This is a genomic window from Siphonobacter sp. BAB-5405 (assembly GCF_002872335.1).
GTDB lineage: Bacteria > Bacteroidota > Bacteroidia > Cytophagales > Spirosomataceae > Siphonobacter.
This window is the reverse complement of the sequence record NZ_NJAG01000151.1, coordinates 1-1,710: the sequence shown is the minus strand read 5'-3', so window position 1 is coordinate 1,710 and position 1,710 is coordinate 1. Positions and strand designations below refer to the sequence as shown.

The following is a 1,710-nucleotide window of genomic DNA, read 5'->3' as shown; positions in this document are numbered from 1 at the left end:
ATTTGAGTAAACCCGTTTTACTCCTGATCGAAGATAACGCGGAAGTACTGGCGTTTATCCAGGAAACCCTACTCCCCTCCTATCGGATCCTAACGGCCAGAAACGGGTGGGAAGGATGGCAACTAGCCAGTACTCAGATTCCCGATGTGATTGTGAGTGACGTAACTATGCCAGAAATGGACGGGCTGGAGCTCGCCGAGAAGCTAAAGCAGGACGATCGCACCAGCCATATTCCACTCATGCTCCTGACGGCACGGGCCAGTCAGGTTCATCAAGTCAGTGGCCTGGCTGTGGGCGTAGACGATTATGTAACCAAGCCCTTTAGCGTTGAAATTCTTCAGCTTAAGATCCGTAATCTGCTCGCCTCCCGGGAACTCCTTCGGCAAAAATACAGCCGCATGATGACGCTGGAGCCGCAACAAATTCCTATCAATACGCAGGATGAAGTTTTTCTTCATAAGCTGATTGACATTATTGAAGACCATCTGGATCATCCCGATTTTGGCGTAAACATGCTGGCCTCAGCAGTAGCCATGAGTACACCCGTCCTTTACAGAAAATTAAAAGCCCTGACTGACTTATCGGTTAATGATTTCATCAAAACGATTCGGCTCAAGAAAGCAGCTCAGCTTCTGACCAGTCAGCCCCTCACCATTTATGAGGTCGCCTACGCCGTAGGTTTCGATGATCGCAAGTACTTTAGTAAAGAGTTCAAAAAGTATTTTGGTCAAACCCCGAGTGAATATGCCTCTGCTCATCAATCTTCAGCAATGAAAAAATAAGTGGTTTGAGTGTACAATCATTCTGGTTTGATAACCTTTCGAAACTTTTTCACAGGCAATTCAACAAAGCGGGTAAGTAAAAAGCAGTGGCTGTTGCCCTAACACCATCCCTCCGGCTGAGCTACTCTGAATCATCCGAAGTAGCTAATGGCTGGCTATTCGAATGCTTCTGATTATCACTAGCTGAAAAAACAGATACGCATTGTTTTTATTTGAAATTCCTGAAAAGAAGGGCTACGAAGCTGAAATACTGAACTTCTATGCTGCGTTTGTCTTTCAGTTCTTTGGCGATCTCTTCCGGCTGGAGGTTACACAGCAGCTTTTTCTGCTAAACGCAAGCCGTACGTTTTTCGTCCGGTAAGAAGCCTGCTATTTGTTAGGTAAAGAACTCAGAAATTCAGGTAAACAACTGGATTGAAATTCAGGTATTTCATCAAAAGCATTTACCATCTTTGTCTAAGGTTGGTGACTGTGGTAAGTCTATTCGATAAACAATGCGACTGCTTTTCGTTCTGGGATTGATTTGTGGGACCTGGCAATGGGCGAGTGGGCAGGTGCAGCTGAAGGGTCAGATTCAGGACTCTGCCAGTCATGCGGCTCTTTCTGAGGCCGGTATCGCTTTGTTTACTTTTCCTGATTCAGTACTGGTTCAAGGAACCCGCAGTAATGAGGCGGGCCAGTTTGCTTTTCCAGCCGTTCCGAAAGGCTCCTACTGGCTCATCGTTACGTACATCGGTTACCAGATGCATCGTTCCCCGCTTCAGGTAAACCACTCAACCCTTCAACTCGATCCCATACGCTTACGGGCCAATGCCAGGGATTTGGCGGAGGTGGTCATTCGTCGTCAGCTTCCACCGGTGACGGTCAAAAAAGATACCATCGAATACAATCCGCAAGCTTTTCAGACAGAACCCAGTGCCGTCGTCGA

2 protein-coding genes are annotated in these 1,710 nt (G+C 47.0%); both read left to right on the top strand.

Annotated elements, in window-relative coordinates; all coding sequences use genetic code 11:
* A partial coding sequence (locus BWI97_RS26700) for a DNA-binding response regulator (RefSeq protein ID WP_199182133.1) occupies window positions 1–782 on the top strand: 782 nt, incomplete at its 5' end.
* Between the two features lie 494 nt (window positions 783–1,276).
* The coding region (locus BWI97_RS26695; RefSeq protein WP_146011088.1) for a carboxypeptidase regulatory-like domain-containing protein at window positions 1,277–1,710 on the top strand (434 nt) is incomplete at its 3' end.